The 589-nt window shown below is 76.7% G+C and carries 1 pseudogene; it reads right to left on the reverse strand.

Annotated elements, in window-relative coordinates:
- A pseudogene (locus BFF76_RS33075) lies at positions 1 to 589 on the reverse strand (nicotinate-nucleotide--dimethylbenzimidazole phosphoribosyltransferase); the annotation flags it as partial.

Raw genomic sequence — 589 nt, forward strand, 5'->3', positions numbered from 1 at the left:
CTTCGGGCTCTGCCTCGGCCAGGGGTTCGGCCTCGGCGGGGGCCTCGGCTTCGGGCTCTGCGGGGGCGGCTTCGACGGCTTCGGTCTCCTCCGCCGCTTCGTCCAGCGGGGCCTCGGCAGGTGCGTCCTCGCCGGGGGCCGGCGCCTCGGCTGCCGGGGCTTCGACGGCCTGGGCCTCTGCCTCCAGGGGCTGGACCTCCGACGAGGCTTCCGCGATCGCGACCTCCGGCGCCGCGGCTGCCGGGGGCTCGGCCGCAAGGGTCTCGATGACCTCGGGCCCCGTGCCCGGCTCCGGCTCCGGCTGGGCCAGGATCTGGGGTCCGGCCTGCGGTACGACAACCTGCTCGGGTACGCCGATGTGCTCAGGACCCGCGGCGGGTACGGCAATCGCCTCGGGACCCTGCTCGGGTTCAGGGACGTGCTCGGGCTCGGGCTGGATCTCCGGCTGCTGCACGGCGACCGGTTCCGGCACCTCCAGGACCTCGGGCGCGGAAGGCGCGAGCTCCGCCGTGTCGGGCGCCGGCTGCGGCGCGGGCACGACGGCCTGCTCGGGCTCGGCGACGGGGACGCCCGTGTCGTCCACGGGCAC

Origin of the sequence: Streptomyces mutomycini (assembly GCF_001700505.1) — a bacterium.
GTDB lineage: Bacteria > Actinomycetota > Actinomycetes > Streptomycetales > Streptomycetaceae > Streptomyces > Streptomyces mutomycini.